The 23,683-nt window shown below is 63.3% G+C and carries 16 protein-coding genes and 2 pseudogenes; 13 read left to right on the top strand and 5 right to left on the bottom strand.

Annotation, left to right across the window (positions count from 1 at the left end; genetic code table 11):
• Positions 1-68 precede the first annotated feature (68 nt).
• The 6 genes and pseudogenes from AC3WJP_RS19720 to AC3WJP_RS19695 form a co-directional block, all read left to right on the top strand.
• Positions 69-1,739: pseudogene (locus AC3WJP_RS19720) on the top strand (efflux RND transporter permease subunit); the annotation flags it as partial.
• Positions 1,729-2,895 carry an efflux RND transporter periplasmic adaptor subunit gene (locus tag AC3WJP_RS19715; protein WP_493724040.1) on the top strand — a complete coding sequence of 389 codons (1,167 nt, stop codon included), beginning with the start codon at positions 1,729-1,731 and terminating at the stop codon, positions 2,893-2,895. The pseudogene AC3WJP_RS19720 and the gene AC3WJP_RS19715, both read left to right, overlap by 11 nt.
• On the top strand, positions 2,879-4,312 hold the full coding sequence (locus AC3WJP_RS19710; protein ID WP_493724039.1) for an efflux transporter outer membrane subunit: 1,434 nt from the start codon (positions 2,879-2,881) through the stop codon (positions 4,310-4,312). The genes AC3WJP_RS19715 and AC3WJP_RS19710 overlap by 17 nt, the downstream gene beginning before the upstream one ends.
• Before the next feature lie 401 nt (positions 4,313-4,713).
• Positions 4,714-4,956, top strand: coding sequence for a hypothetical protein (locus tag AC3WJP_RS19705; RefSeq protein ID WP_493724038.1), 243 nt, complete (start codon positions 4,714-4,716; stop codon positions 4,954-4,956).
• A 278-nt stretch (positions 4,957-5,234) separates the two neighbouring features.
• Positions 5,235-5,495 (top strand): hypothetical protein, encoded by a 261-nt coding sequence (locus tag AC3WJP_RS19700; RefSeq protein ID WP_493724037.1) that lies wholly within the window; start codon positions 5,235-5,237, stop codon positions 5,493-5,495.
• Positions 5,496-5,611: 116 nt separating this feature from the next.
• Complete coding sequence (locus AC3WJP_RS19695) at positions 5,612-6,487, top strand: RHS repeat-associated core domain-containing protein (RefSeq protein WP_493724036.1); 876 nt, start codon at positions 5,612-5,614, stop codon at positions 6,485-6,487.
• Between the two features lie 311 nt (positions 6,488-6,798).
• Here AC3WJP_RS19695 and gbdR read toward each other — a convergent pair whose 3' ends face one another.
• Both gbdR and AC3WJP_RS19685 read right to left on the bottom strand, forming a co-directional pair.
• Positions 6,799-7,902 carry a choline metabolism transcriptional regulator GbdR gene (gene gbdR, locus AC3WJP_RS19690; protein WP_493720872.1) on the bottom strand — a complete coding sequence of 368 codons (1,104 nt, stop codon included), beginning with the start codon at positions 7,900-7,902 and terminating at the stop codon, positions 6,799-6,801.
• 582 nt (positions 7,903-8,484) lie between these two features.
• The gene (locus AC3WJP_RS19685; protein WP_493720871.1) at positions 8,485-9,861 is read right to left on the bottom strand and encodes an L-serine ammonia-lyase; all 1,377 of its coding nucleotides are present in this window, start codon (positions 9,859-9,861) and stop codon (positions 8,485-8,487) included.
• 443 nt (positions 9,862-10,304) lie between these two features.
• Here AC3WJP_RS19685 and AC3WJP_RS19680 point away from each other — a divergent pair, with 443 nt between their 5' ends.
• The 6 genes from AC3WJP_RS19680 to betA all read left to right on the top strand — a co-directional run bounded on the left by AC3WJP_RS19680 (position 10,305) and on the right by betA (position 17,677).
• The gene (locus AC3WJP_RS19680; RefSeq protein WP_493720870.1) at positions 10,305-11,252 is read left to right on the top strand and encodes a choline ABC transporter substrate-binding protein; all 948 of its coding nucleotides are present in this window, start codon (positions 10,305-10,307) and stop codon (positions 11,250-11,252) included.
• Between the two features lie 68 nt (positions 11,253-11,320).
• The gene (choW, locus tag AC3WJP_RS19675) at positions 11,321-12,166 is read left to right on the top strand and encodes a choline ABC transporter permease subunit (RefSeq protein WP_493720869.1); all 846 of its coding nucleotides are present in this window, start codon (positions 11,321-11,323) and stop codon (positions 12,164-12,166) included.
• Positions 12,163-13,344, top strand: a complete 1,182-nt coding sequence (gene choV, locus AC3WJP_RS19670; protein ID WP_493720868.1) for a choline ABC transporter ATP-binding protein — start codon at positions 12,163-12,165, stop codon at positions 13,342-13,344. Before choW ends, choV begins: the two co-directional genes overlap by 4 nt.
• A gap of 283 nt (positions 13,345-13,627) precedes the next feature.
• Positions 13,628-14,230, top strand: a complete 603-nt coding sequence (betI, locus tag AC3WJP_RS19665; RefSeq protein WP_493720867.1) for a transcriptional regulator BetI — start codon at positions 13,628-13,630, stop codon at positions 14,228-14,230.
• A 95-nt stretch (positions 14,231-14,325) separates the two neighbouring features.
• Positions 14,326-15,798 carry a betaine-aldehyde dehydrogenase gene (betB, locus tag AC3WJP_RS19660; protein WP_493720866.1) on the top strand — a complete coding sequence of 491 codons (1,473 nt, stop codon included), beginning with the start codon at positions 14,326-14,328 and terminating at the stop codon, positions 15,796-15,798.
• A 166-nt stretch (positions 15,799-15,964) separates the two neighbouring features.
• Positions 15,965-17,677: a choline dehydrogenase gene (gene betA, locus AC3WJP_RS19655; RefSeq protein WP_493720865.1), complete on the top strand. Its 1,713-nt coding sequence runs from the start codon at positions 15,965-15,967 to the stop codon at positions 17,675-17,677.
• A 125-nt stretch (positions 17,678-17,802) separates the two neighbouring features.
• Here the strand turns inward: betA and serB are convergent.
• Positions 17,803-18,573 (bottom strand): annotated as a pseudogene (gene serB / locus AC3WJP_RS19650) (phosphoserine phosphatase SerB); the annotation flags it as partial.
• A 285-nt stretch (positions 18,574-18,858) separates the two neighbouring features.
• Between serB and AC3WJP_RS19645 the strand changes: the two are divergent.
• The gene (locus AC3WJP_RS19645; RefSeq protein WP_493720864.1) at positions 18,859-20,403 is read left to right on the top strand and encodes an AhpA/YtjB family protein; all 1,545 of its coding nucleotides are present in this window, start codon (positions 18,859-18,861) and stop codon (positions 20,401-20,403) included.
• A 132-nt stretch (positions 20,404-20,535) separates the two neighbouring features.
• On the opposite strand, the gene AC3WJP_RS19640 is transcribed toward AC3WJP_RS19645, so the two are convergent.
• Positions 20,536-21,237 carry a PqiC family protein gene (locus AC3WJP_RS19640; RefSeq protein WP_493720863.1) on the bottom strand — a complete coding sequence of 234 codons (702 nt, stop codon included), beginning with the start codon at positions 21,235-21,237 and terminating at the stop codon, positions 20,536-20,538.
• A 175-nt stretch (positions 21,238-21,412) separates the two neighbouring features.
• Positions 21,413-23,677 (bottom strand): DNA topoisomerase IV subunit A, encoded by a 2,265-nt coding sequence (parC, locus tag AC3WJP_RS19635; protein WP_493720862.1) that lies wholly within the window; start codon positions 23,675-23,677, stop codon positions 21,413-21,415.
• Positions 23,678-23,683: the final 6 nt, after the last annotated feature.

Genomic DNA, 23,683 nt, shown 5'->3' with positions numbered 1-23,683 from the left:
ACGAATCCCAGGCGCAGGACGCTGTGGGAGCAAAGCTTGCTCGCGACAGCGATCCGACTGCCACCGCAGCCCCTCGTCACAACGCGCTGGTCGGTGGCCTGATCCGCTTCCAGGCCGGTTTCGAGCGCGGCTTCTCGGCGCTGCGTGATGCCTACCACGGCCTGCTCCTGCTGGCGCTGGGCAGCCGCAAGCGCTTTCTGATCGGCTTCCTGGCTTGCGTACTGGCCAGCTTCCTGATGCTGCCGAGCCTGGGCGAAGACTTCTTCCCCAACACCGATGCCGGCGCCATGGCCATGCACGTGCGGCTGCCGCTGGGCACCCGCATCGAGGAAAGCGCCGCGGCCTTCGATCGCATCGAGTCGAAAATCCGCGAGGTCGTGCCGCCTGATCAGTTGGACACCATCATCGACAACATCGGCATCCCGCTCAGCGGTATCGACATGGCCTACAGCGCCAGCGGCACCGTCGGCCCACAGGACGGCGACATCCAGGTGGCACTCAAGCCAGGCCACGCGCCCACCGCCGACTACGTCAAACGCCTGCGCGAAGTGCTGCCCCAGAGTTTCCCCGGTACCGGCTTCGCCTTCATGCCAGCGGATATCAGCAGCCAGATCCTCAACTTCGGCGCCCCGGCGCCGCTGGACGTGAAAATCTCCGGCCCCAACGATGCCGCCAACCGCGCCTATGCTGCCGAGTTGCAGCGCCGGCTGGAGCATGTTTCCGGGATCGCCGACTTGCGGCTGCAGCAATCGCTGGGCTACCCGTCACTGCAGGTCAACGTCGACCGTCAGCGCGCCAACCAGTTGGGCATTACCGAGCGTGACGTGACCAACAGCCTCGGCGCCTCCCTGGCCGGCACCTCGCAGACCGCCCCGACCTACTGGCTGAACCCGGCCAACGGCGTGTCGTACTCGGTGGTCGGCGCGACGCCGCAGTACCGCATGGACACCCTGCCGGAGCTGGAGTCGTTGCCGATCACCGGCAGCAATGGCCAGAGCGCAGTGCTCGGCGGCATCGCCACCTTGAAGCGGGTCAACACCGCCGACGTGATCACCCACTACAACGTGACGCCAACACTGGACCTCTACGCCAACGTGCAAGGCCGTGATCTGGGCGGCGTGGCCAAGGACATTCAAAAGGTCATCGACGACACCGCGAGCCTGCGGCCCAAAGGCGCGACCATCAGCCTGCATGGCCAGATCGACGCTCTGCACGAAGCCTTCAGTGGCCTGAGCGTCGGCCTGCTGGGCGCGGTGGTGCTGATCTACCTGCTGATCGTGATCAACTTCCAGTCCTGGGTCGACCCGTTCGTGATCATCACCGCCCTGCCGGCGGCGCTGGCCGGAATCGTGTGGATGCTGTTCCTCAGCGGCACCTCGCTGTCGGTGCCGGCGCTGACCGGGGCCATCCTGTGCATGGGGGTGGCCACGGCGAACTCGATCCTGGTGGTGAGTTTCTGCCGCGAGCGCCTGGCCGAACATGGCGATGCCCTCAAGGCCGCCATGGAGGCGGGCTACACGCGGTTCCGCCCGGTGTGCATGACCGCCCTGGCGATGATCATCGGCATGTTGCCCCTGGCCCTTTCCCAGGAGCAGAACGCACCGCTGGGGCGCGCCGTGATCGGCGGTCTGATCCTCGCCACTACCGCTACTTTGTTGTTCGTGCCCGTGGTGTTCAGCCTGGCGCACCGTCGCTCAACCCCTCGCGCTGTCGTTGGAGAAACCGCTCATGTCATCTAACCCTACCCCTTCGCGCAAACGCTTGATGGTGGCCGGTCTCAGCGGCCTGACGCTGGCGGCCGTGCTGGTCGGCGTGGGCCTCTCGGCACGCAGCCGCGAGGCCCACGCCGTGCAGGTCTGGACCGAGAGCCAGGCGATCCCGGTGGTCAGCACCTTCGCCCCCAGCGTCAATGCCCAAGGCGACACCCTGAACCTGCCCGCGCACTTGCAGGCCTGGAACATGGCGCCGATCAACGCCCGCGTGAGCGGCTACCTGAAGGACTGGAAAGCCGACATCGGCACCCAAGTGCAGGCCGGCCAGGTGCTCGCCGATATCGACAGCCCCGAGCTCGACCAGCAGATGGCCCAGGCTTATGCGCACCTGCTGCAACAGAAGGCCAGCGCGCAACTGGCCGCCAGCACCGCGCAGCGTTGGCAGCATCTGCTCGATACCCATTCGGTGTCGCAACAAGAGGTGGACGAGAAGGTCTCCAGTGCCGCCGTGGCCAAGGCCGACGTGCAGGCCGCCGAGGCCGACTACGCGCGGCTCAAGGACCTCGAGGCGTACAAGACCATCCGGGCGCCGTTCGCCGGCACCATCACCGCGCGCAATACCGACATCGGCCAGTTGATCAAGGCCGACGACGGCGGTGCCACGTCGCTGTTCAGCATTGCCGACACCCGCCGCCTGCGCCTCTACATCCCGGTGCCGCAGAACTACGCCAGCGCCGTGCATCCCGGCTTGCAGGTGCAGCTGACGGTGCCCGAGCACCCCGGCAAGACCTACAGCGCCACCCTGCTGGGTGACTCCACTTCGGTGGACCCGCGCTCGGGCACACTGCTGGCGCAGTTCGTCGCCGACAACTCGGACGGCGCGCTGATGCCCGGCGACTATGCCGACACTACGCTCAAGCTAGCGGCCGACGTGCATGCGGTGAGCATCCCCTCCAGCGCGCTGATCTTCCGCGCCCAGGGCACTCAGGTCGCGGTGCTGGACGCCAACAATCATGTGCATATGCGCGACATCCATATCGGCCTCGACCTCGGCGCGCGGTTGGTGATCGACCAGGGCCTGGCCGCCCAGGACCGGGTGGTCGACAACCCGCCCGATGCCCTGCGCGAGAACGATCCGGTGAAACTGGCCGAAACAGGAGCCGCCCATGCGCCCAAGGCTTGATCGAGCATCCTGCGCCCCCTTCGCCGCCCTGCTGTTGACCCTGGCCCTGCAGGGCTGCTCGCTGGCGCCGAGGTACAAGGCGCCAACCGTGGCGCTGCCCGAGCATTACGGCGAACAGGTCGGGCCCTGGCATTCGGTCGCGGCCAACGATCAACTGCCGACTCAGTGGTGGCAGCTGTACCACGACGAGCGCTTGAACAGCCTGCAAGAGCAACTGCTCAAGGCCAACCCGGACCTGGCCGCAGCCGTGGCGCACTTCGATGCCGCCAGCGCCTATGCCAGCGGTTTGCATGGCGGGCTGTGGCCGCAGATCGGCGCGTCGGCCTCCCCCGTGCGCCAGCGCCAATCGGACAGCCGACCGTTGCGCGGTGATACCCAGCCATCGGTGTACAACAGCGACACGGCCACGCTGAGCCTGAATTTCGACCTCGACCTCTGGGGCCGCCTCCGCAACCAGGTGGCCGCGGGTGACGCCCAGGCGCAAGCCAGCGGCGACGACCTGGCTGCGGCGCAATTGAGCCTGCAACAGCAGCTGGCCACACTCTATGTGCAGGTCCGCGGCCTGGACGCGCAAGCCGGCACGCTGGCCAACTCGCTCAACGATTACACCCAGGCGCTGCAACTGACCAAGGATCGCTACGAAGGCAAGATTTCCTCGGAGCTGGACCTGACCCGCGCCCAGAGCCAACTGGCCGAAGCGCGATCGCAGCTGGACGATGTGCGTGCCCAGCGCAATCTGGCCGAGCATGCGATTGCCGAGCTGGTCGGAAAGTTGCCGAGCGAGTTCTCCCTGGCGGCCGACCAGCCGTTGATGGCCATACCCGAGTTGCCGGCGCAATTGCCGAGCCGCCTGCTGCAACGCCGCCCTGATGTGGCGGCGGCCGAGCGCCGGGTGTTCGCCGCCAACGCCAATATCGGCGTGACGCGGGCGGCCTGGTATCCGGACTTCAGCCTGAGCGGATTGATCGGCGGGCAAACCCAGGGCGTCGGCAACCTGCTCAGCGCCGCCAACCGTTACTGGGCGATCGGGCCGGTGCTGAATCTGCCGCTGTTCGATGGCGGCCGCCGCAGTGCCGCGGATCGTCAAGCCAGGGCCGAGTTCGACGAAGCCGCCGCGCAGTATCACAGCAAGGTCCTGCATGCCGTGCGCGAGGTCGAGGACAACCTCGGGCAACTGCGTGATCTGCAGCGCGAGGCGGTAGATGAGAAGGCCGCGGTGGATGCGGCCAACGCTGCGGAACAGATCGCCATGAGCAGCTATCAGGCGGGGGCGGCGAGTTATCTGGAGGTGGTGACCGCACAGACGGCGGCGCTGGTGGCGCAGCGGCAGTTACAGAGTCTGAATACGCGGCAGGTCGAGGCCAGTGTGGGGCTCGTGGTTGCTTTGGGTGGGGGGTGGCAGGTGCCCAAGGGCTAGCCGGACCCTGGTATTGCTGTTGCGAGCGCCGATGATGCCCGGTATCGTGCCGATGTCGCTGCACATCAGCGAACGGGTTTGGCGACCCGAGACACAATAGGCGCACAGGCGCCCCCATTTCCGATTGCAGGCGCTTTGTTTTTGCCTGCAGCACTGCGTTATGGCGGCTGTGCGCGGGAGATCCTCGGATCTGCCGGGTTCCTATTGTCCCGGTTCGCCAACCTGCGTACAGCTGCCACCCCTTTCGTTTGGCGACGATGCGTGGCGGTTCCTCAACAATGGGAGCTACACATGATCCGTACCAATCCGCTTGAAATCCGTATTCCCCTCAGTTGCCGTTTGGCGCCTGGTGTCCTGTACCAGAGTGATCCAGCCGATGCTGCAGTGCGGGAGGCTCACCAATGAATACGCCAGTCACTGTGCAAAAAATAGCCTGTGAGTCCCTCGATACGATGCGGGCCAGCCACGAATGTCTGCAATGGCTGTCTGCTCTGGGACGGGCTATTCAGGATGATCTATCTACCGGAAGAGGACATATTGCGAAGGACTTGGCGGCAGTCGTGCAGTATCTGGCCGAGGAGCAATGCAGCGTCTTGAATGCTGAGATCGGACAGGGGGCGGCTAATCTGAACGCCTTGGCGTAGCGGGCGTTCGCATGAGTCCGCTTGCAACAGAAAAAACCCCGGCAAGCCGTGCGCAAGACCGGGGTTTTCATTGTCGGCCAACCATTTGCCTCGAAGGTGACCAAACCCCGGGCGCCATCCTGGCTGGATGCAGTGTGCCGATTCAGCCAATGCCCCTCACGTCCAAAAACGACACGCGGTTAGCTATCCCTGCCAAGCCGTCACTCGACCCTTGCTCCGGTGCGCGCCTGCAACCAGAATCCGATCAATCCTCTCTCCTGCCATAAAGGACAAGCGCCATGATGCACGCGGATTTGATTGACCAGGAAGACCTGCTCAGCCACCTCAGGGCGCTGGGTTTCGAGACGCCGGCCGGGGCCACTGCCGAGCAGGCGTGTCAGTGTGCGGTGCGGGGGCTGGATGAGGCGCGGTTCAAGGCATTGCGCAAGATGGTGGAGGAGCTCCTGACCGGCAGCGCGACGATCTTGCCGGCGGTCCGCGAGGCGATCGACAAGCAGTTGCTGCCGGCGTTGGCGGCGTTCAAGAAGACGACGGCGTGATGGGATAGAAACGTAAACCGCAGATCGATTCGACGGAGGCTCGTACCTATCAGATCTGTCAGCTACACAAGGTGAGAGGGGAGCTTCAGACTCCAGGCTCTCCAGGAGTGCCGCCCGTGCCCTATCCCACGATATTGCTTGTTTCAGATCAGAAACAGACGGCACTTGCCGTCCTGGGCGCCCAACGACAACCCATAAGCCATGAGGCTTTCGGTTTCGTTGCCAGTCAGCAGCATGCCAGCGGTTTCAATGGCAAGTATCGAGACCCCTTCACGGGCCATTATCTATTGGGGCACGGTTATCGCGCCTATAACCCCGTCCTTAAAAGATTCAATAGTTCCGATAGCCTCAGTCCGTTTGGCAGGGGCGGTCTCAATAGCTATGTTTATTGCAGCGGTGATGCAGTGAACCTCAGTGACCCCTCAGGACGGGCTGGTTCGGCTTCAAGTTTGAAAGCCGTACTCGCTGCCGGGAAAAACCTTCCTCTATTTGAAATCGTCCCAAAACACGGCCCTATTTTCCATTTGACAGGCCGCGAAAGCAGCGATGAAATCAGAAGAGAATTAACAAAGAGTGCGAACTATCGAATGGAGATAGTGCTGGAACAATCAGATCCCAGCTATCGAGCCATGGCGTTAGCGGCGATGAGCGACTTTACGGTCCCAGTTGATTGGTTCCGAATGAGGCGACGGCACGAAGAATCGCTGAAAGTCTTGCATTACGTACAGGCGCAACCGTCTGAAAAGCTATATTTACAGTCATTTATCGATATAGCTGACGGAGCAGACCCCACGATCCGTGCAAAGGCTGGCCTGAAACTGATTGCACGTACATTGGGAGTGGACAAATCGCTTGTAGATGATGTCGTTCTTCGTAGGGTTCAAAGACTGATGCAAACACATACGAAGAAAATTCAACTGGACGGAGGGGTAACTAAAACCACGCGAGTGACAAACGCTGCAAAGCTTAATGAAAAGCTCAGACTCACATAACTTAAAAGTTATTGCCAACACAGCACTACTGGAGTGCAATTCTTGCCTGTTTCCCTATTTGTATCTTCAAGGACACTGTGCGGGACGATAGAGGTGATCCTGACCGGCAGCGCGACGATCTTGCCGGCGGTCCGCGAGGCGATCGACAAGCAGTTGCTGCCGGCGTTGGCGCAGTTCAAGAAAGCCACTGCCTGACAATACGTCATCCTGTAGCGAGGGGGCTTGCCCCCGATTGCAATACGTCAGCCACACATGGGTTGCTGGCACTATTTTTCGGGGGCAAGCCCCCTCGCTACAGGTTGGATGGCGGGTCAGAGGCGTACGCTGGCAAAGGTCGATTCGTTACGCGCCTGGCTGAGCGCAGACAGCGGGCCGGACAACGGCGACAGCACCATCGCTTGCGGAATCGGGATCATCGCCACTTGCTGGGAGTTGTTCGACCCCACGCGCTCGTCACGCGGCGGAATGCCGAAGTACTCGCGGTAGCACTTGGAGAAGTGCGGCGTGGAGACGAAGCCGCACACCGAGGCCACTTCGATGATCGACATTGGCGTCTGCTTGAGCAGTTGCCGTGCGCGAATCAAGCGCAGCTTGAGGTAGTAACGCGACGGCGAGCAGTGCAGGTATTTCTGGAACAACCGCTCCAACTGCCGCCGGGACACGGCGACATAGACCGCCAGTTCGTCGAGGTCGATGGGCTCTTCGAGGTTGGCCTCCATCAGCGCGACGATTTCCTGCAGTTTGGGCTGGTTGGTACCGAGCATGTGCTTGAGCGGTACGCGCTGGTGATCCTGCTCGTTGCGGATGCGCTCGTAGACGAACATCTCGGAGATGGCCGCCGACAGCTCCCGACCGTGGTCGCGGCTGATCAGGTGCAGCATCATGTCCAGCGGCGCGGTGCCGCCGGAGCTGGTGAAGCGGTTGCGGTCTAGGGTGAACAGGCGGGTGCTCATGGCCACGCGCGGGAAGGCTTCCTGCATCGAGGCCAGGCATTCCCAGTGCACGCTGCAATCGAAGCCGTCGAGCAGGCCCGCGCAGGCCAGTGCCCAGCTGCCGGTGCACACCGCACCGAGGCGGCGCGACTGGCGGGCCTGGCTCTGCAGCCACGACACGTGTTCGCGGGTGACGGTGCGCTGGATGCCGACGCCGCCGCAGACGATCACGGTGTCCAGGGCCGGGGCCTTGTGCATGGCCGCATCGGGGGTGATCTGCAGGCCATCGCTGGCCCATACCTGGTTACCGTCGACGCTCAGGGTAGTCCAACGATACAGCTCGCGACCCGACAGCTGGTTGGCCATGCGCAGCGGTTCGACTGCGGAGGCCAGGGAAATCAGCGTGAAATTATCCAGCAGCAGGAAGCCGATGGATTGAGGCGTGCGGGTCTGGGGTTGGACCCCTGAAGTAAAAGACGTCATCGCGGTATCTCCTCACGTAGCTATAGGGTGGCCCCAGGCGCGGGCTCTTGTTCTTTGCCATCGTCGACGGCTGATGGGCGTGACGAACACAACGCAAATGCCATGCCGGAAATTGAATGGCTATTCAACAAAACCTGAAAACGACGTCGCAATGCGTCTAGGTCGGTCTTGGGAAGTGGCGTGGGAGGATGGGCGAGGACGTGGCCGGTCGCGGTCTCTGGGCACTTCGGTAGCATCTGCATTGCAAGACGCAGGCCCGAAGATAAAAGAAGTGTTTCCGCAGGCACGCTACGCCGGTAGCGAGCATGCCGGTGTCGCTGGCATCACCAGGCCATCAGGCGGGGCGCGCCAAAACGTGGCGCTTGGGGGGCGAAGTGGGCATTAATGTGGCGGCTGGCAAGTCGATAGGCAGGACCGGCCTCTTCGCGGGCAAGCCCTGCTCCCACAGAGTTGGTGTGGCGGCTAGGCACGACCGGCCTCCTGTAGCGAGGGGGCTTGCCCCCGATTCGGTGAAACAGGCACGGCGCGGTATCAGAGCCATTTTTCGGGGGCAAGCCCCCTCCCTACAGGGACAGGGGTGACTTAGCACTCGATGGTATTGACCGCCAAACCACCGCGCGAGGTCTCCTTGTACTTGTCATGCATGTCCGCGCCGGTATCGCGCATGGTGCGGATCACTCGATCCAACGAAATGAAGTGCTGGCCATCCCCGCGCAGCGCCATCTGCGCGGCATTGATGGCCTTGACCGCGGCAATGGCGTTGCGCTCGATGCACGGCACCTGCACCAGCCCGCCCACGGGATCGCAGGTCAGGCCGAGGTTGTGTTCCAGGCCGATTTCCGCCGCGTTCTCGACCTGCGCCGGGGTCGCGCCGAGTATCTCCGCCAGTCCGGCCGCGGCCATGGCGCAGGCCGAGCCGACCTCGCCCTGGCAGTCCACTTCGGCGCCGGAGATGGACGCGTTCTTCTTGCACAGGATGCCCACCGCCGCCGCGCCGAGGAAGAAGTCCACCACGTTGGCCTCGCTGACTTCGTCGCTGAACTTCATGTAGTAGTGCAGCACCGCCGGGATGATCCCCGCCGCGCCGTTGGTGGGCGCGGTGACCATGCGCCCGCCGGCGGCGTTCTCTTCGTTGACCGCCAGGGCGAACAGGTTGACCCACTCCATGGCGCTCAGGGTCGAGCCGATCACGTTGGGCTTGTTCAGCTCCAGCAGGCTGCGGTGCAGCTTGGCCGCACGCCGCCGCACATGCAGGCCTCCAGGCAGAATGCCCTCGTGCAACAGGCCCTGCTCGACGCAATCCTGCATGGCGTGCCAGAGCTTCATCAACCCGGCGCGAATCTCCTCCTCGTGGCGCCAGACCTTCTCGTTGGCCATCATCAATTCGGAAATCCGCAGTTGATGGCGCTCGCACAATTCCAGCAGCTCCACGGCGCTGTTGAAGTCATACGGCAGCACGGTGTTGTCGGCATCCAGCACGCCGCTGGCCGCCTGCGCCGCATCCACCACAAAGCCGCCGCCCACCGAATAGTAAGTGTCGCGGTGCAGTTCGCCCAGCTCGCCTTCGGCGATCAGGGTCATGGCGTTGGGGTGATATGGGAGGTTTTCATCCAGCAGGCGCATGTCGCGCTGCCACACGAACGGGATCGGCACCTGGCCGTTGAGCATCAGCGTGTCGGTCTCGCGCAGGCTGGCGATGCGCAACCCGATGCAAGACGGGTCGATCGCATCCGGCCACTCGCCCATCAGCCCCATCATCACGGCGTTGTCGCTGCCATGACCGATGCCGGTGGCCGACAGCGACCCGTACAGGCGCACCTCGACGCGCCGCACCTGGCTGAGCTCGTCGCGCTCACGCAGCCCCTGAACGAACAGGGCAGCGGCCCGCATGGGGCCGACGGTGTGCGAGCTGGAAGGCCCGATACCGATCTTGAACAAGTCGAACACACTGATAGCCATTGCCGCGAACTCCTGGGCCTGGGCCCCGTCAAACTCCGGGTGCCGGGGGGCGGAGCTGCTAGGATGGAGAAGCAATCCGCCGATTGCCTGGCATCATCAGCCTTTTGCGACGGGGCGCAGCGTCTGCAACCGACAAACGCTTGCCCATCAACGTCAGTGCCCGCAAGAGGCCGTTTTCAGGGCCCCAACCGACACATTGGGTTGATTTTCGGGGCCCGAAAATCTGTAAGCGACGTCATCGATACTGGATACGACTCGCTCTGTACTGGATACGACTCCCCCTGTAGGCGTTTGATTATCGACGGGGGCATGATCCATCCAGACCCGATTGCCAGGCACCCGGCCAGAGCGTTTGCAAACCGCTGGCGACGCCCGTCAGCTGCATCACCTACAAGCGACCCTCGCCAAAGGGGTCGACGAGAAAACACCTCAGGAGCTCACCCATGAAAGGTTCACCATCGCTGTTGTTGGCCGCCATGCTGTGTCTACCCGTCCTGGCCCAAGCCGCAGAGCCTGCTCAATGCGCCACGGTCAATTTCTCGGACGTCGGCTGGACCGACATCACCGTCACCACCGCCGTTACCAGCGCCGTGCTGCAGTCCCTGGGCTACAAGACCAAGACCACCATGATTTCCGTGCCCGTGACCTACAAGTCGCTGGCCGATGGCAAGAACATGGACGTGTTTTTGGGCAACTGGATGCCGACCATGGAAAACGACATCAAGCCTTATCGTGACGCCGGCACCGTCGAAACCGTGCGCGCCAACCTCGAAAACGCCAAGTACACCCTGGCCGTGCCGCAGTCGCTGTATGACAAGGGTCTGCATGACTTCGCCGACATCGTCAAATTCAAGAAAGAGCTCGACGGCAAGATCTACGGCATCGAGCCTGGCAACGACGGCAACCGCCTGATCCAGAGCATGATCGATAAAAACGCTTTTGGCCTCAAAGATGCAGGGTTCAAGGTAGTCGAGTCGAGCGAAGCCGGGATGCTCTCCCAGGTGGAACGCGCCCAGCGTCGCGATACCGCAGTGGTGTTCCTGGGCTGGGAACCGCACCCGATGAACACCCGCTTCAAGATGAAGTACCTGACCGGTGGCGACGACTACTTCGGTCCGAATTTCGGCCAGGCCACCATCTACACCAACGTGCGCAAGGGTTACACCCAGGAGTGCAGCAACGTTGGGCAGTTGCTGAAGAACCTCAGCTTCACCCTGAACATGGAAAGCTCGCTGATGGGCAATGTGCTCGACGACAAGATGAAGCCTGACGTGGCCGCCAAGGCCTGGCTGAAGAACAACCCGCAAGTGCTCGACACCTGGCTTGCCGGCGTGACCACCGTTGATGGCAAACCAGGCCTGGAGGCCGCCAAGGCCCAGCTCACGAAGTAATCGCAACGATCGGGCGGCACGCCCGCCCGATCCTGCTCCGATTCCCCTGCATGCGGACACTCACTACCATGCTGACAGATCATAAACTTCCACTCGGCGAGTACATCGCGGCCTTCGTCGACTGGTTGACCCGCCACGGCGCTAGCACCTTCGACGCCATTTCCTCCACCCTCGAAGGCATGATCCACGGCCTCACCAACGGCCTCACGTGGTTCAACCCGCTGGTCCTCACGGCATTGATCGCGGCACTGGCGCATTTCATCCAGCGCAAATGGGGCCTGACGGTTTTCGTGGTCGCGTCCTTCCTGCTGATTCTCAACCTGGGCTACTGGCAAGAGACCATGGAGACCTTGTCTCAAGTGGTATTCGCCACGCTCGTGTGCGTCATCATCGGCGTGCCGCTGGGCATCATCGCCGCGCACAAACCGATGTTCTACACCGTGATGCGGCCGGTGCTCGATCTGATGCAGACCGTACCGACCTTCGTGTACCTGATCCCTACCCTGACGCTGTTCGGCCTGGGCGTAGTGCCGGGGCTGATTTCGACGGTGGTGTTCGCCATCGCCGCACCGATCCGCTTGACCTACCTGGGCATCCTCGACGTGCCCCATGAACTGCTCGACGCCGGCAAGGCCTTCGGCTGCTCGCGCCGCCAGTTGCTGTCGCGTATCGAACTGCCCCACGCCATGCCGAGCATCGCGGCCGGCATCACTCAATGCATCATGCTGTCGCTGTCGATGGTGGTGGTCGCCGCCCTCGTCGGCGCCGACGGCTTGGGCAAACCCGTGGTCAACGCTCTGAACACCGCTGATATCGCCCTGGGCTTCGAAGCTGGTCTGGCGATCGTATTACTGGCGATCATGCTCGACCGCATCTGCAAGCAACCTGACGCCAAGGTGAGGGCCGACCAATGAGCATCATCAAATTCGACAACGTAGACGTCATCTTCTCCAAGGACCCGCGCGAAGCCCTGAAGCTGCTCGATCAGGGCATGACCCGTGACCAGATCCTGAAAAAGACCGGCCAGATCGTCGGTGTCGAGAAGGCCAGCCTCGAAATCGAAAAAGGCGAAATCTGCGTGCTGATGGGCTTGTCCGGCTCGGGCAAGTCGAGCCTGCTGCGCTGCATCAACGGTCTCAACACCGTGAGCCGTGGTTCGCTGTTCGTCGAGCACGAAGGCTCGCAGATCAATATCGCCAACTGCACCCCCGCCGAACTCAAGCTGATGCGTACCAAGCGCATCGCCATGGTGTTCCAGAAGTTCGCCCTGATGCCTTGGCTGACGGTGCGCGAGAACATCAGCTTCGGCCTCGAGATGCAGGGCCGCCCCGAGAAGGAACGCAACAAGCTGGTCGATGAAAAACTCGAGCTGGTGGGCCTGGCGCAGTGGCGCAACAAGAAGCCCGACGAACTGTCCGGCGGCATGCAGCAGCGCGTCGGCCTGGCCCGTGCGCTGGCCATGGACGCCGACATCCTGCTGATGGACGAACCCTTCTCGGCCCTCGACCCGCTGATCCGTCAGGGCCTGCAGGACGAACTGCTGGAACTGCAGAACAAGCTGCAAAAGACCATCGTGTTCGTCAGCCACGACCTCGATGAAGCCCTCAAGCTGGGTTCGCGCATCGCCATCATGAAAGACGGGCGCATCGTGCAGTACAGCGTGCCGGAAGAGATCGTCCTCAACCCCGCCGACGAATACGTGCGCACGTTCGTCGCCCACACCAACCCGCTCAATGTGCTGTGCGGGCGCAGCCTGATGCGCACGCTGGACCAGTGCAACCGCATCAACGGCGCCAAGGTGTGCCTCGATCCGGGCAGCGACTCATGGATCAATCTGGGCACTGACAACAGCTTCGCCGGCATCAGCCAGGGCGGCGCGAGCATGGATTCGCAGAACTGGGCCACCGGACAGGGTTTCGACGGCCTGGACCGCCGCCCCACCGTGGTCAGCGCCGACATCAGCATGCGCGACGCGCTGCAGATCCGTTACCAGACCGGCCACAAGCTGGTGCTGCAGGACAATAACCAGGTGGTCGGGATCCTCGGCGACAGCGAGCTGTATCACGCGTTGCTGGGCAAGAATCACGGTTGAACGCGGCACCGCCCCACTGTAGCGAGGGGGCTTGCCCCCGATTGCAATACGTCAGCCACACATGGGTTGCTGGCACTATTTTTCGGGGGCAAGCCCCCCCGCTACAGGGATCGAAACACATCAGCAACACAGACCAGCCCGGCGACGAGGTGATATAAAGCACCTCGATTTTTCGCCCGATTTTTTATTGATTGAACGTTCAATCTAAATAAAATACACTGGTCTTGGTTTCGACGGCCGTATCACGTCTGCGGCAAGACCCAAGGCTTAAGGAGAGTTACAGATGCCAAAGGTCGGTATGCAGCCCATACGCCGCCAGCAATTGATCGAAGCCACGCTTCAGGCCGTCGATCAGGTCGGCATGGCCGATGCCAGCATTGCCTTGATCGCCCGCCTTGCGGGGGTCTCGAACGGGATCATCAGTCACTACTTTCAGGACAAGAACGGCCTGATCGCCGCGACCATGCGGTACCTGATGAATGCACTGATCGAAAACGTCGCCGCCCGCCGTCAGGCGCTGGCCGACGACTCGCCCAGGGCGCACCTGCAGCTGATCATCGAAGGCAACTTCGACGCCAGCCAGGTCAACGGCCCGGCAATGAAAACCTGGCTGGCCTTCTGGGCCGCCAGCATGCACCAACCGTCATTGCACAGGTTGCAGCGGATCAACGACCACCGCCTGTATTCCAACCTGTGCTGCCAGTTCCGCCGCGTGCTCGTGCTTGAAGACGCACGCAGCGCCGCCCGCGGGCTGGCCGCTTTGATCGACGGTCTGTGGTTGCGCGGCGCGCTGTCGGGGGATGCCTTCGACACCGAGCAGGCGCAGCAGATCGCCTTCGAATACATGGATACGCAATTGGCGAAACAGGTGGGCACGGGCGCATGACGACCCTGCCTCCTGGACCTCCCGGCAGCCTGGCTGCCGGAATGGGCCGCGGCCCGGGGGGATAGCGCCACTCACTCAGCTTTAGCGAGGATTTTATGGCCCGTTTCGAACTGCAAAAACTCTACATCGATGGTGGTTACGTCGACGCCAGCGGCAGCGACACTTTCGACGCCATCAACCCGGCCACCGGGGAAGTCCTCGCCAAGGTCCAGCGCGCCACCCAGGCCGACGTCGAACGCGCCGTGGTCAGCGCCGAAAAGGGCCAGAAAATCTGGGCCGCCATGACCGCCATGGAGCGCTCGCGCATCCTGCGCCGCGCCGTCGATATCCTCCGCGAACGCAACGACGAACTCGCCCAGCTAGAAACCCTCGACACCGGCAAGGCGTACTCCGAAACGCGCTATGTCGACATCGTCACCGGTGCCGACGTGCTGGAGTATTACGCCGGCCTGGTGCCCGCCATCGAAGGCGAGCAGATCCCGCTGCGCGACAGTTCGTTCGTCTATACCCGCCGCGAGCCGTTGGGTGTGACCGTCGGCATCGGCGCCTGGAACTACCCGATCCAGATCGCCCTGTGGAAGTCCGCTCCGGCCCTGGCCGCCGGCAACGCGATGATCTTCAAGCCCAGCGAAGTCACCTCCCTGACCACCCTCAAGCTGGCGGAAATCTACACCGCCGCTGGCGTGCCCGACGGCGTGTTCAACGTGTTGACCGGCAGCGGCCGCGAAGTCGGCGGCTGGCTGACCGAGCACCCGCGCATCGAGAAAATCTCCTTCACCGGCGGCACCGACACCGGCAAGAAGGTCATGGCCAGCGCCTCGAGCAGCTCGCTCAAGGAAGTGACCATGGAGCTGGGCGGCAAGAGCCCGCTGATCGTTTTCGACGACGCTGACCTGGACCGCGCCGCCGACATCGCCATGATGGCCAACTTCTACAGCTCCGGTCAGGTGTGCACCAACGGCACCCGCGTGTTCGTGCCCAAGGCCCTGCAAGCGGCCTTTGAAGCCAAGATCGTCGAGCGCGTCAAACGCATTCGCATCGGTGATCCGCAGGACGAGAACACCAATTTCGGCCCGCTGGTCAGCTTCGCCCACATGGAAAGCGTGCTCGGCTACATCGCCAAGGGCAAGGAACAAGGCGCGCGGTTGCTGCATGGCGGCGATCGCTTGACTGACGGCGCCTTCGCTCAGGGCGCCTACGTGGCTCCGACCGTGTTCACTGACTGCACTGACGACATGACCATCGTGCGCGAGGAGATCTTCGGCCCGGTGATGAGCATCCTCAGCTATGAGAGCGAGGAAGAAGTGATCCGCCGCGCGAATGACACCGAGTTCGGCCTGGCCGCCGGCCTGGTGACCAAGGACCTGAACCGCGCACACCGCGTGATTCATCAGCTTGAAGCCGGTATCTGCTGGATCAACGCCTGGGGCGAGTCCGACGCGAAGATGCCGGTGGGCGGCTACAAGCAATCCGGTGTGGGCCGCGAGAATGGCATCAGCTCGCTGGCGCAGTACACCCGAATCAAATCCGTGCAGGTTGAGCTGGGCGATTACGCGTCGGTGTTCTGAGCGCCGTAACCAACCAGTGTAGCGAGGGGGCTTGCCCTCGACAGGCCTGACCTGCCGTACGCGGTGTGTTTGTGCCGGCCCCTCGGGAGCAAGCCCCCTCACCACACGGTCCGCGCCGAGCCCCTGCCTCGCCACGACTCGCACACTTTTCAAGAGGGAACATCCCATGTCCCAGGAATTCGATTACATCATCATCGGCGCCGGCTCGGCCGGTAACACCCTGGCCGCGCGCCTGACCGAAGACGCCGGCGTCACCGTGCTGCTGCTCGAAGCCGGCGGCCCCGACTACCGCCTCGACTTTCGCACCCAGATGCCCGCCGCCCTCGCCTTCCCGCTGCAGGGCCGCCGCTACAACTGGGCCTACGAAACCGACCCCGAGCCACACATGGACAACCGTCGCATGGAGTGCGGGCGCGGCAAGGGCCTGGGCGGCTCATCCTTGATCAACGGCATGTGCTACATCCGCGGCAACGCCATGGACTACGACGGCTGGGCAAAACTGCCAGGCCTCGAAGACTGGTCGTACCCGGACTGCCTGCCGTACTTCAAGAAGGCCGAAACCCGCGACATCGGCCCCAACGATTACCACGGCGGCGATGGCCCGGTCAGCGTGACCACGCCCAAGGCCGGCAACAACCCGCTGTTCCACGCCATGGTCGAGGCCGGCGTGCAGGCCGGTTATCCGCGCACCGAAGACCTCAACGGCTACCAGCAGGAAGGCTTCGGGCCGATGGACCGCACCGTGACGCCCAACGGCCGTCGCGCCAGCACTGCCCGCGGTTATCTGGACATCGCCAAGCAGCGTTCGACGCTGACCATCGTCACCCATGCCCTGACCGACCGTATTCTGTTCGAAGGCAAGCGCGCCGTGGGCGTCGCTTATCTGGAAGGCGACAGCGACAAGCGCATCGAAGCCCGTGCTCGCAAGGAAGTGCTGCTGTGCAGCGGCGCCATCGCCTCGCCGCAGATCCTGCAGCGCTCCGGCGTCGGCCCGGCGGCCGTGCTCGAAGCCCTGGACATCCCGGTGGTGCACGACCTGCCCGGCGTCGGCCAGAACCTGCAGGATCACCTCGAGATGTACCTGCAATACGCCTGCACGCAGCCGGTGTCGCTGTACCCCTCGTTGCTGCTGCACAACCAGCCGGCCATCGGCGCCGAGTGGATGTTCAACGGCACCGGCATCGGCGCCAGCAACCAGTTCGAGGCCGGCGGTTTCATCCGTTCGCGGCCGGAGTTCGAATGGCCGAATATCCAGTATCACTTCCTCCCGGTGGCGATCAATTACAACGGCAGCAACGGCGTCAAGGAGCATGGCTTCCAGGCGCACGTGGGCTCGATGCGCTCGCCGAGCCGCGGTCGCGTGCAGGTGAAATCAAAGAATCCGCGGGAATACCCGAGCATTCTTTTCAACTACATGGCCACCGAGCAGGACTGGCAGGAATTCCGTGACGGCATCCGCCTGACCCGCGAGATCATGCAGCAGCCAGCGCTGGACGCCTACCGCGGTCGCGAGATCAGCCCGGGCGTCGAAGTGCAGACGGATGAGCAGCTGGACCAGTTCATTCGCGAGCATGCCGAGACGGCTTTCCATCCATCGTGCTCGTGCAAGATGGGCACCGACGAGATGGCGGTGGTCGATCATCAGGGGCGTGTGCACGGGATGCAGGGGCTGCGCGTGGTGGATGCGTCGATCATGCCGATCATCACCACTGGCAACCTGAATGCCCCGACCATCATGATCGCCGAGAAGATCGCCGACCGGATCCGCGGCCGCGCGCCGCTGCCGCGCAGTACGGCGGCCTACTACGTGGCCGGCGATGCACCGGTGCGCGGCAAGCCGCTGCGGGATGTGGCGGTGATTACCCAGGCCAGTGCTTGAAAGTCATCGGGGGGCGAAAAGGCCTGCGACGGACCCTGTAGCGAGGGGGCTTGCCCCCGAAAAACCCGTCGGCGACATCTGTATGACTGGCTTACCTGATCGGGGGCAAGCCCCCTCGCTACAGGTTAGCCGCGGTCGGCCTGGCCTAGCAGGTAGAGTAAGCCATCCAGGCCCAGGGTCGAGATGGCGTGCCTGGCCGACTGGCGCACCAGCGGTTTGGCGCGGAACGCTACGCCCAAGCCCGCCAGGGCCAGCATCGGCAGATCGTTGGCACCGTCGCCCACGGCCACGGTCTGCTCGAGGGTCAAACCCTCCTTCGCCGCCAGTTCCTGCAAGAGATCCGCCTTGCGCTGCGCATCGACGATCGGCTCCACGGCCACGCCGGTACATTGCCCGTCCACCACTTCCAGCTCGTTGGCAAACACATAATCGATGCCCAGCTTCGCCTGCAGCTGCTTGGCGAAATAGGTGAAGCCGCCCGACAGAATCGCAGTCTTGTAACCCAGGCGCTTGAGCTCGGCGAACAGCAGCTCGGTGCCTTCGGTCAGGCGCAGTTGCGCGCCGATGGCGTCCAGCACGCTGATATCCAGACCCTTGAGCAGCGCCAGACGCTCGCGGAAGCTGGCCTTGAAATCCAGCTCGCCGCGCATCGCCCGCTCGGTGATCTCCGAAACGCGATCACCGATGCCGTGGGCCTTGGCCAGTTCATCGATGACCTCGGCCTCGATCAGCGTCGAGTCCATGTCGAACACCGCCAGGCGGCGCTTGCAGCGATAGGCCGACTCTTCCTGCAGGGCGATGTCCACGCTCAGCTCATCGGCCAACGCCAGGTACGCCGCGCGCAAAGCGGCCTCATCGGCCAACTCCCCGACAAGCGTCAGCTCGATGCACGCCTTGCTCGATGCCGACGCCTGCTGCAAGGGCGCCGACAGCGTCCGGGAATTCAGCAGTCGCAAGCCTGCCTGCCGCGCCAACTCGACCACAGGATCGACTACCGCCGATGGCAATTCGCGACCCATCAGGGTAATGATCTGTTGCTTTTCGCTCAAGGCGCACCCCCAGAGAGTAAAAAATCGCATTCTACCGACTTTCAGTGACCATCGGGTGCAGGCAGCGCTTTGCCGCCCAAGGGTCGCTCGTTATACTGCGCAACAACTTCTCAGCCAAAAGAGCCGCGCTCAGTGAACCGGCCCACGCCAGTCAAAAACGATAACTTCTTCCTGCTGATCTTTCGGGCCCTGCGTCACCGCCGCGCACCGATCGCCCTGCGCATCGCCAGCCATAACGTTTTCCTGGTCGCCGTGGCCCTGATCATCTATGCCTGCGTGATGGGGTTGCAGTTCAAGCAGGCCATGCACGAGCAGGCTGACGCGCTGGGCAACAGCCTGGTGCAGCAGACGGCGGTCTCGGCCACCGAGCTGTTGGTGTCCAACGACATCCTCAGCCTCAACGTGCTGCTCAGCAACCTGGCGAAAAACCCGCTGGTGGCCCATGCCGCCATCTTCAGCGCCGACAACCGGCTGGTGGCGGAGTCCGGGCAACGCCCGAAAACCGGCCTGCTGGACGCCTCCGGCGGCCTGTACGAAACCAAGATCACCTTCCAGAACGTCAACGAAGGCACCTTGCGGGTCAGCCTCGACATGTCGCAGTTCATGCAGCCGATGCTGATCAGCTTGCAGAGCATGGGCATTCTCGCCGGCATCCTGCTGGCGCTGGCCTTGGCGTTCAGCCTGCGCCTGGGGCGCAATCTGTCGACGCCGCTGCTGCAGTTGCGCGTGTGGCTGCGCCATATCGACGAGCACACCCCGGCCATCACCCGCCAGGACGAGATCGGCGACCTCGCCCGGCAACTGCACGCGCAGTACGCTCCGGAGCCGGCCGAGCCAGAATATGTAGAAGAAGTCGTTGACGAGGACGAAGACGACGAGCCGCAGGACGCCTATCAACTGCGCAACCTGCGCGATCCGCGTTTCGACGAAATGGCCGCCGTGCCCGCTGCCGCCAAGGCCGCACCACGGCGCATCAGCGCAGTGGAGGACGACGAGGATGACGACGCCTTCGCCGATCTGCACGAGCCGTCCTTCACTGAAGGCCACCCTCCGCTGCCGGCAATCAAGACCGTAGCGGCGCCGGTGACATCCGCGCAGCCATCTCACAGTGCGGTGCTGGCGGTGCAACTGGGCTCGCAGGAACAACTGCGGCGCCTGCCGCGCACGCGCTTGCTTGAATTGCTGGACCGCTACCGCGACTGCCTGGATCAGGCCGCGTCGCTGTATCAGGCGCAACTGCACACCTTGAGCGATGGTAGTTCGTTACTGCTGTTCCACAGCGACGACAGCGGTGACGATTACCTGACCAACGCCATCTGCTGCGGTGAGCTGCTGCGCGCCCTGGGGCACCAGTTGCAGATCGAAGTGGCGGACAGCGGCATCACCCTGCAATTGCAGTTGGGCCTGGTGCTGGGTGAAGGCCTGTTCGGTATCAGCCAGATCGATCTGCTGCTGACCGACACCGCCCAGGATGCCCTGGCGCTGTCCCAGCACAGCCGCAACCTGCTGCTGGTGGAGCGCAGCATCAACGACAACAGCCTGATCAAGCAACGCGCGCGGATTCGCCCGATCGCCAGCCCTGAAGGCGCGTCTTGCGTGGAGCGGTTGCTGGAGCCCTATCCGTCGATGCTTGAACGGCAGTTGGCGCGCATGAGTGATCGTCGGGTCAAGAGCTGACATCAAAAGCTTCGCGGGCAAGCCTTGCTCCCACAGTGGTACGGCGCTGTAGGAACAAGGCCCGCGAAACTTTCAGGGCCACAAAAAAACCCGCATTCTTCAATGCGGGTTTTTTATGGGCAACCGTCATGCTCAGAACCGATAGATTTCCATATCGGTACGAATCGGCGCCGCCAGCGGCATCTTCGGCTTGTCTTCCTTGGCGGCCGGCTCCACCGCCGCTTTACGCGGCTCCTGCGCCAGTGCCGGCTGGTTGGCCAACGGCTTGACCGCCGCGGTCAACTGCTCGGCCAGGCGCTGCAACAGCACACCTTGGGCCCGCACTTGCGCCGGCGTGTCGTCGGCATGCTTCTCTTCGAGGTGGACGATACGGCTGTCACGCACCTGGCCACGGCGATCGAGCAGCCGCCATTGCGCGTCCAGCACCGCCGGCTGACCATCACCCGAATCCAGACGGGTGATCGACAGCAACACCTGCACATCCGGACTGAAATTGGCCGGCTTCGGCGCCAGCATCACCTTGGGGCTGTCGAGCCGCCAGGCCAGCTGGCGCACCAGCAGCTGATCGATATCCGCAGCCAGACTGCCCGCCCAGCGACCGTCGGTGGCCGCCGTCAGACTACCGTCCTTGTGACGCTGAAGCAGAGTCTCGCGTTGCAGGTAATCGGCCACCGACACCGGCCCGAGCAGCACCGACATACCGCTGGTCGCCTTGGGCTGACCCGGGTTGCCGCTATCGAGTTGATACAACGCCACCGGCTGATGCACGCTGCAACCGGCCAGGCCAAGCATGCCGGCCAGCAGTAAAGCGAGTGGAAGGCGCAGAAAATTCATCATCCCATCCAGGCGGCCGCCACACGGCTTGCCGCAGTGATACTGTCGAAATTCGTCAGGGTGCGCGGCCACGCCGACACCTCAAGGGGCCATATCATCCGCGAATATGCGCCATGACTCCAGCGCTTCCAGCCAATCGGACGGTAACCGAGCCGATCGGCGCAAGCGCCTCGCCTCAGTCGGCCGTTTCGACCAGCAGTGCATCGACCCGCTGAAAGCCGCGCGGCAGCTTGTTGCCGCGCCGCCCACGTTCGCCCTTGTAATGTTCCAGATCGTCAGCCTTGAGCGATAGAGTACGCTTGCCGGCCTGCAATACAAGGGTCGCGCCCGCGCCGAGCACCGCCAGATCGGTGACGTATTCTTCACGACTGGCTACCCGCTCACCCGGCACGCCGATGATTTTATTGCCCTTGCCTTTACCGAGTTGTGGCAGGTCGCTGACCTTGAACACCAGCAGGCGACCTTCCGTCGTCACAGCGGCCAGATAATCCTGTTCGCGGTCGACCACCGGTCGCGGTGCCATCACCTTGGCCCCATTGGGCAGGCTCAGCAGCGCCTTGCCGGCCTTGTTCTTGGCCTGCAGGTCTTCACCCTTGACCACAAAGCCATAACCGGCGTCGGAGGCCACCACATACAGTGCATCGTCGTCCGGCATCAGCACGCACTCGAAGCTCGCCCCCGGCGGCGGCGTCAGGCGCCCCGTCAGCGGTTCGCCCTGGCCACGGGCCGACGGCAAGGTGTGCGCCGGCACCGAATAGCTGCGCCCGGTGGTGTCGATGAACACCGCAAACTGGTTGGAGCGCCCCGCAGCGGCGACCTTGAAGCCATCGCCGGCCTTGTACGACAGGCCAGTGGCGTCGATATCATGCCCCTTGGCCGAGCGCACCCAACCTTTTTCCGAAAGCACCACGGTGACTTTCTCGTTGGGCAACAGTTCGTTTTCCGACAGCGCCTTGGCTTCGGCTCGCTCGACGATCGGCGAACGGCGATCGTCGCCGTAGGTTTCGGCATCCTTGATGATCTCGGTGCGCACCAGCTTCTTGAGCTTGGCCTCGCTGCCCAGCAAGGCCTGCAACTTGGCTTGTTCCTTGCGCAGTTCATCCTGCTCGGCGCGCAGCTTCATCTCTTCGAGACGCGCCAACTGCCGCAGGCGGGTATCGAGGATGTAGTCGGCCTGCACTTCGCTCAGGGCAAAGCGCTCGATGAGCTTGGCGCGCGGGTGCTCCTCGGTGCGAATGATGTGAATCACTTCGTCGAGGTTGAGGTAAGCGATCAGCAAACCGTCCAACAGGTGCAGGCGCTTCTCGACCTTGTCGAGGCGGAAACGCAAGCGCCGGCGCACGGTCTCGACGCGGAACTCCAGCCACTCCAGCAGCAGCGCGCGCAGGTTCTTGAGCTGCGGCTTGCCGTCGAGGCCGATGATGTTGACGTTGACCCGGTAGCTGGACTCCAGATCGGTGCTGGCGAACAGGTGCTGCATCAGCACTTCGTGGTCGACCCGGCTGTTGACCGGAATGATGACGATGCGGCACGGGTTCTCGTGGTCGGACTCGTCGCGCAGGTCGGCCACTTGCGGCAGCTTGGACGGCTTGGCCTGCATCAGCGCGGCGATCTGCTCGAGCACCTTGGCGCCGGAGACTTGATGCGGCAGCGCGGTGACGATGATGTCGCCATCCTCGACGTGATACACGGCGCGCATGCGCACCGAGCCACGGCCGGTCTCGTAGATTTTCAGCAGGTCGGCGCGCGGCGTGATGATTTCCGCTTCGGTCGGGTAATCCGGGCCCTGGATGTGCTCGCACAGCTGCTCGACTGTAGCCTTGGGCTCATCGAGCAGGCGCACGCAGGCGGCGGCGACTTCGCGCAGGTTGTGCGGCGGCACGTCGGTGGCCATGCCCACGGCGATACCGGTGGTGCCGTTGAGCAGAATGTTGGGCAGGCGCGCCGGCAACACCAGTGGTTCCTGCAGGGTGCCGTCAAAGTTCGGGCCCCAGGTGGCAGTGCCCTGACCCAGCTCGCTGAGCAGCACTTCGGAGTAACGCGACAAGCGCGCCTCGGTGTAGCGCATGGCGGCAAACGACTTGGGATCGTCCGGCGCACCCCAGTTGCCCTGGCCGTCGACCAGGGTGTAGCGATAGCTGAACGGCTGCGCCATCAACACCATGGCTTCGTAGCAGGCCGAGTCGCCGTGGGGGTGGAACTTGCCGAGCACGTCACCCACGGTACGGGCGGATTTCTTGTGCTTGGAATCGGCATCCAGCCCCAACTCGCTCATGGCGTAGACGATGCGCCTTTGCACCGGCTTGAGGCCATCGCCGATATGCGGCAGGGCGCGGTCCATGATCACGTACATGGAGTAGTTGAGGTAGGCCTGTTCGGTGAAGTCAGCCAGCGACCGGCGTTCTACACCGTCCAGGCTGAGATCAAGGGAGTCGCTCATGCGGGC

It is taken from the genome of Pseudomonas sp. GW821-FHT01A09 (assembly GCF_058986725.1).
Note: the sequence above shows the minus strand (reverse complement) of the source record. Positions and strands in the feature narration are given on the sequence as shown.